This window comes from Catenibacterium sp. RTP21428st1_D7_RTP21428_210409, assembly GCF_040227455.1.
Lineage (GTDB): Bacteria > Bacillota_I > Bacilli_A > Erysipelotrichales > Coprobacillaceae > Catenibacterium > Catenibacterium mitsuoka_A.
On sequence record NZ_JBEHVX010000115.1, the window covers coordinates 1 to 6,503 of the forward strand.

Below are 6,503 nucleotides of genomic sequence, written 5' to 3' on the forward strand. Positions count from 1 at the left end.
TTCACTACACTTGGCGGTAAATACCTGTGGTCAGACTATCTCCGACTGAATTAGTGCCATGCCCGGCACACGCAAAAGGATTGAGTCAAATGGCTCAATCCTTTTTATTTGTTTTAATCAACAGTTTTATTGTAAAATTCATCAGAATTCAATGTATTCTCATAGTTGATAGCACATAAAGATGTAAAGAACAAATCAAAGATAAACTTAGTAGAAATACTGAAAATAACATCTCGTAATTTCACAAATGTCTCATTGCTTTCTGCCTTGATTGTATATGTGACACATTTAGAGATTGGTCCTTTATCATCTGGTGTAATAGCAATAGTTGTAATAGCTCTACGGCATAATATACGTGCATTATCTAGAATATGTCGTTTATAGCCAGTTTTAGTAACCAAGATAACAACATGAGTTGATGGAACATTTAGACTAGCATGTACCTGTAAGTCCTGATTTTCATACACATAAACTGGTTTGCCAATTGGCATCAAAATATGTTGCGCATAATGTGCAATATCTGCGTTCATATCTGTCGCAATAATATCAATTGCCTCACATTTATTTAATACATCAATAATTTCATCATATTGTGTAAGTGATATATTATTTTTTGTACGGGCGATTATATTATCATAAAGCTGTGCTGTTTTATTAATGCATTCAAGTCCACTATCATTTTTGTTAAGTTCTACTTTAGGCATATGCATATCACGTAGTTTTAATACAATATCAAATTTGAAGTCATTAAAATTTGCATAACCGAACTTTCTAGAAAGTCTCAATATAGATGTTGGATTAGAATAAGTCAAACGTGCCAATTCTCTTGAAGACATATAAGGCACCTGATCTAAATGTTCGATAATATACTGACAGATTGATTTTTCAGCATCACTGAGTTTTTTATTTAATTCAATACCTTTCTGAAGGTTCCCTCCAGATTCTATAAGTTCATCTAATAACATAACTTTTCCTCCCTTATACGCATAAAAAAGGTACTTTCCCGCCTAGAAAGTACCTAGAAATGATTGATTATTCAGCCTCAGACTGTTTAGCCTGATACTTTTCGTAAGCAATCAAGAATGGTGTATAGATTACAACAGATAATGCGATAACGATTAACTGTGATAATGCACCCATTGGGTTAGCACCTGTACATATGAATCCAAAGAATACTGGTGGCATTGTCCAAGGTACTTCAAGTACGATCTTAGGACAGAATCCACTAGTAACTAATAGATAACCTACAACAAGTGTAACTACTGGAGCTAAGATAAATGGAATATCTAGAATTGGGTTCAATACTAGAGGCATACCAAATGTCATAGTTTCGTTGATGTTGAATAAGGCTGGAACGACAGAGATACCAGCGATTGTTCTGTTATCTTCACGTCTAGAGAAGATAAAGATAGCGATAACTAAACCGATAGTAACACCAGAACCACCGAATTCACCAAACATTGATAACATAGTTAAGTTCATTACATATGGAATGTCCTTCTGAGCAGCACCTGCAGTAAATGCAGCTGTGTTAGCATATAGTAATGGTCTGAAGATTGGTTCCTTAACAGCATTAACCATGTTGTTACCATGAATACCTACGCACCAGAATAATGAGATAATTACATAAAGAATAGCAACTGCAAAGATGTTGTTACCAATTAAGCTCTGTAATGGTTTCTGAACGACATTAAAGATTAATGCGTTTAATTCAGCACCAGTAGCTAACTGACATACTAATCCAATAGCACCAATAATGATTGCAGTTAAGCAAGTTGGAATTAATACTTCGAATGCACGAGCAACTCCAGGTGGAACCTGTTCAGGCATTCTGATCTTTAATGCATCATTCTTACGGAACATGTTGTAGATTTCCATACCAACGATTGCAACAATTAAGCCTGTGAATAAACCAGTTGCAGCAGTGTAGTTATTTAAAATACCACTGTAAGTGAAGCTATCAGCTGTAATTTTATGCTTAGCAGCTTCACCAGTCACATTAATAAAATTACCTAAAGTATAACCATGAGATTTACCAGCTTTATCGATGAAAGAAGCAGATAAATCTTTTGCAGCAAATGATGTAGGAGTAACCATCATCCATAAGATGAAGCCTAATACAGCTGGGAAAGCACCAGTTTCACCATTTGCTTCAGCAATTTCAGAAGCAAGTAACATAGTAACACTAATAGTAATACATGAGATTGTAGCATACTGCATAGCAGTAAAAATTGGGTTAAGAACTTTAAGTACCATAATTGGTTTCCATAAAGCACCTAAACCTGTTGTTTCGTTTACTAAAACGTTTGTCCAAAGAACACCAATGGCACCTGAGATAGTTGCAGGCATGAAGTTCTGGAATGCATTCTTGATTGCATTCAAGTACTTATTCTGACCACACCAAGCACCGACACGTCCTAGCTTATCAGCAAAAGCGTCCATTTAATTTCCTCCCTTTCAAGAGTTGGCGTAACTCTTGTACAGGTACTATTTTACACAATTTAAAATGTAAGTCCATGGATGCGCTATCACGAGCACAATTGTTACAAAGAACTCTTTTTCACATATCATTATCTTGTAAATATGATACAGTTATAATCTATTTACCAATGTACTTTCATTTCAATTATAGCCAATCACCCCTTATTTTGGAAAACTTTTTTTTAAACATTGATTATTTTCCATTATTAAAATGATGTATGATAAAATATTCTTATAGATTTACATTACATAGAAGTGCATTAGAAAGGTGGTAGATGTTTATGAGAGATTATCATGCGCACGAAATTGGAAATGTAGCTGTTTTAGGACATTCTGGATGTGGTAAGACAAGTATAGTAGAAACAATGGCTTACCGCGCTGGAGCAACTGGTCAGATTGGTAATATCCAAAGTGGTAATACAATTAGTGACTATAGTGCTGAGGAGATTGCACGTCAGTCTTCTGTTAATTTATCAATCGTTCCGATTGAATGGGATAACTGTAAGATTAATTTAATAGATGTTCCTGGTACTTTTGACTTCGTAGGTGAAACAGAAGCAGCTTTATCTGTTTGTGAATCTGCTTTAATTATTTGTCCAAGTTATGCTGGTATTTCAGCAGGTACAAAACAAGCAATGTATAAGGCAAGAGATAAAGGTAAGATCATCTATATTAATGGATTAGATAATCCAAATAGCGATTATCCTACAAAGCTTCAGCAGTTAAAGGATACTTATGGTAAGGGTATTGCCCCAATACAGGTACCAATCATGGATAATAATAAGATGGTTGGTTATGTCAATGTTGCAAAGATGGAAGGACGTATGTTTGAAAATGGTCAGACGCATGTTGCCCCTATTCCTGAAGATATGATGGATGAAGTATTACCAATCAAGGCAATGATTGATGAAGCCGTTGCGAATACAAGTGATGAATTACTTGAAAAATATTTAGAAGAAGAACCTTTCACAAAAGAAGAGATTTCTAATGCATTAAGACAGGGTGTAACTGATGGTAGTTTGATCCCTGTACTTTGTGGTACTGATCGTATTGGTATTAGTATTATCTTAAATTCTATGTGTGCTTTCTTTGATTCAGCCAATCATCCAAAGAATGCACTTATTGTAAAGGATTTAAAGAAAGATGATGAAAAGATTTTAGAATGTAATGAAGATTCACCTACAAGCTTATTTGTCTTCAAAACAATTACTGATCCATTTGTAGGTAAGACTTCTTATTTCAAAGTAACAAGTGGTACTTTATATACAGGTATGACTCTTTATAATCCAAAAGAAAAAGAAGAAGAAAAGATTGTGAAGATTTATCAGCCTATGGGTAAGAACTTGATTGAAGTAGATAAACTTCATGCAGGGGAAATTGGTGCATTTACACGTTCAACTACGTGTCATACAAATGATACATTATGTGATCCACGTTATCCTATCCTTATTCCTGATACAGAATATTCTAAACCATATTATAAGAAAGCAATCGTACCTCTTGGTAAGAGCAATGAAGAAAAGATTGCGAATGCGATTAATAGATTACTCGAAGAGGATCCTACTTTAGTTTATGAATATAACGAAGAAACAAAGCAACAATGCTTATCTGGTATTGGTGATATTCATCTTGATACAGTGCTTAATAAATTAAAAACAAGATTTAAGGTAGAAGCAAAGTTTGAAGATGTCAAGATTCCTTATCGTGAAACAATCAAAAAGGAAGTCACTCAAAGAACAAGATATAAGAAACAGTCTGGTGGTCATGGACAGTTTGGTGAAGTAGAAATTACTTTCAAACCTTCTCGTGATTATGATAAGCCTTATATTTTTAAGGAAGAAGTATTTGGTGGTGCTGTACCTCGTACTTATTTCCCTGCTGTTGAAAAGGGACTTATTGAAAGTGTGAAAGCAGGATGCTTAGGTGGTTATCCAGTATTAGGTATTGAAGCAACTCTTATTGATGGTGCCTATCATTCTGTTGACTCTTCTGAAATGGCCTTTAAGACTGCAACATCTATGTGCTTCAAGGAAGCGATGCCTAAGGCAGATCCTGCATTACTTGAACCATATATGAAGATGAAGGTTATTATTGATGATGAGTTTACAGGTGATATTATGAGTCATTTAAATACATTACGTGCGAGAGTGATCGGTTCTGATGTATTTGAAGATGGCTTAATTAAGATTATTGCAGAAGCACCTATGAGTGAACTGATGAACTATGCAGTTGATCTTCGTTCTATGACTCAAGGTCAAGGTGTCTTTGAAATGGAATTCCTTGATTATGAATTTGCACCTGCAAATGTAGTAAAAAAGATTTTAAATAAATAATGAAGCGAGGGAGTTCAATTTAAAACTCCCCCGCTTTTCTATTGGAACAATGATTAAAGATTGACTAAATAGCTTTGTTTATCATCATAGATAATCATTTTGTTTTCTCCTTCATATTCATAGAGTGAAATATCAACACCATTTTTAAATGGCAAAGATAATGGAACATAGCTATTCTTTTGAATATCATAGAGAAAATAATTGACATGCTTATCATAGAAAGAATCTTCATTTTCATTTGTAATAAGAAGATATTGACTTGTAGAACTTGCAATTTTTATACGATAATTTTCTTCCTTTATTTCACAACTCTTTCTAGTGATATGATTAATGATTGTATTATCTACCAATTCAAACGCAGACGCAAATTCAGTAATACCATTCCATTTTTCAATCACCTTCTGCGTTGCACAATCAATCACAATCGTATAATCATCACCATAAGTAATAATATAATCATCACCATAAAATGAATGTTCATTTGATAAAGCATACCCACACATATCAGGTACAATCTTTTCTGTCTTATTGACTGTATCATAGATTGTCCAATACTCATCCTGCTTATTAATAAGTAGATGACGTCCATGAGGTGATAAGTATGGATTTACAGAGCGATGATCAGTGGTTATTGCTTCAATGTTTCCTGTCTTCATATTCAAGGCAATGATATCATTCTCTTTTGTACATAAATAGACAGTATTATTGAATGTACGATTGACACCATACTCTACATAACCTGAAAAATCATACATGAAAATATCATGATGATATTGCACATATTTAAAAGAGAATGGTTTCTTATAAACACCCTTATATGTACGTGGTTTTTGTTGTTTGATTTGATTATGATGCATAAGGTAGATATTTTTTATTTTATCATCCTTAGTATATGTATATCCAAAAGGAGCCTCACCCCCAGCTGATATCCTTAAAATCCACATTCTCAACAGGATGAATATCCTCTTTAGAAAAGTGATTTGTCAGCCATTCTGACATATCAGAATGAAATGCACTGACAGTTATCAAAGAAATACATACAATAACAGCTGTTAAAACCATAGAAAATGAATAATGTTTTTTCTTTTGTGTATATGTGATTTTCTTCCAATCTTCTGGCGTATGAATATCATCAAATTCCTTCCATTTATTCATCATCCTCACCCACTTTCTTCTTTAGTATCTCCCTTCCTCTTTTTAATCTTGATTTCACTGTATTGATATTCATCTTTAATATTTCTGAAATTTCATCTGTTTTATATCCTTCATAATAGTATAAATAAAGTACATTCTTATAACGCGTTGACATATCTAATATCACAGGAAGTAATACATAATCCTTCTTCTCATCTTGAATAAGCACATCTTCTATATTAATTGTCTTCTTATAGAAAACACGACGATAATCCTTACATGTATTGATTATGACACGAATCAGCCAGTGTTTTAGATAATCATGGTCTTCTATCATGCCATGCTTATAGAGTTTAATGAAAACTTCTTGAAAACAGTCTTTCGCATCATCACTATTTCTCAAATTCATGATACAAATGCGAGTCACCATATCCCCATAGGTATCAATTACATCTTCTATTGTCATGATATTTCCCTCCCTCGTATAATATGTACGTAATCAGTTAATGAACTCTATCGATTCATTATTGATTGTACATTCTAATTTTAAGATAA

6 protein-coding genes are annotated in these 6,503 nt (G+C 33.5%); 1 reads left to right on the forward strand and 5 read right to left on the reverse strand.

Translation table 11 applies throughout. From position 1 onward, the window contains the following. Nucleotides 1-113: 113 nt before the first annotated feature. Nucleotides 114-965: a MurR/RpiR family transcriptional regulator gene (locus tag ABUA27_RS11745; RefSeq protein ID WP_129981871.1), complete on the reverse strand. Its 852-nt coding sequence runs from the start codon at nucleotides 963-965 to the stop codon at nucleotides 114-116. 67 nt (nucleotides 966-1,032) lie between these two features. Beyond that, nucleotides 1,033-2,442, reverse strand: coding sequence for a PTS sugar transporter subunit IIC (locus tag ABUA27_RS11750; RefSeq protein ID WP_129981872.1), 1,410 nt, complete (start codon nucleotides 2,440-2,442; stop codon nucleotides 1,033-1,035). Between the two features lie 320 nt (nucleotides 2,443-2,762). Between ABUA27_RS11750 and ABUA27_RS11755 the strand changes: the two genes are divergently transcribed. Further along, nucleotides 2,763-4,814 carry an elongation factor G gene (locus ABUA27_RS11755; RefSeq protein ID WP_287846794.1) on the forward strand — a complete coding sequence of 684 codons (2,052 nt, stop codon included), beginning with the start codon at nucleotides 2,763-2,765 and terminating at the stop codon, nucleotides 4,812-4,814. Between the two features lie 53 nt (nucleotides 4,815-4,867). On the opposite strand, the gene ABUA27_RS11760 is transcribed toward ABUA27_RS11755, so the two are convergent. From ABUA27_RS11760 to ABUA27_RS11770, 3 genes are read right to left on the reverse strand one after another with little or no spacing between them, the layout of a single operon-like run. Further along, nucleotides 4,868-5,671 (reverse strand): hypothetical protein, encoded by an 804-nt coding sequence (locus tag ABUA27_RS11760; RefSeq protein ID WP_287846793.1) that lies wholly within the window; start codon nucleotides 5,669-5,671, stop codon nucleotides 4,868-4,870. Nucleotides 5,672-5,726: 55 nt separating this feature from the next. Beyond that, nucleotides 5,727-5,969: a hypothetical protein gene (locus ABUA27_RS11765; RefSeq protein WP_129982141.1), complete on the reverse strand. Its 243-nt coding sequence runs from the start codon at nucleotides 5,967-5,969 to the stop codon at nucleotides 5,727-5,729. Then, nucleotides 5,962-6,414 (reverse strand): RNA polymerase sigma factor, encoded by a 453-nt coding sequence (locus tag ABUA27_RS11770; RefSeq protein ID WP_129982142.1) that lies wholly within the window; start codon nucleotides 6,412-6,414, stop codon nucleotides 5,962-5,964. Before ABUA27_RS11770 ends, ABUA27_RS11765 begins: the two co-directional genes overlap by 8 nt. Nucleotides 6,415-6,503 lie beyond the last annotated feature (89 nt).

Coding starts and splice junctions, on each gene's coding strand:
- ABUA27_RS11745 (WP_129981871.1), bottom strand. CDS start 965: ATGTTATTAGATGAACTTATAGAATCTGGAGGGAACCTTCAGAAAGGT.
- ABUA27_RS11750 (WP_129981872.1), bottom strand. CDS start 2,442: ATGGACGCTTTTGCTGATAAGCTAGGACGTGTCGGTGCTTGGTGTGGT.
- ABUA27_RS11755 (WP_287846794.1), top strand. CDS start 2,763: ATGAGAGATTATCATGCGCACGAAATTGGAAATGTAGCTGTTTTAGGA.
- ABUA27_RS11760 (WP_287846793.1), bottom strand. CDS start 5,671: ATGCATCATAATCAAATCAAACAACAAAAACCACGTACATATAAGGGT.
- ABUA27_RS11765 (WP_129982141.1), bottom strand. CDS start 5,969: ATGAATAAATGGAAGGAATTTGATGATATTCATACGCCAGAAGATTGG.
- ABUA27_RS11770 (WP_129982142.1), bottom strand. CDS start 6,414: ATGACAATAGAAGATGTAATTGATACCTATGGGGATATGGTGACTCGC.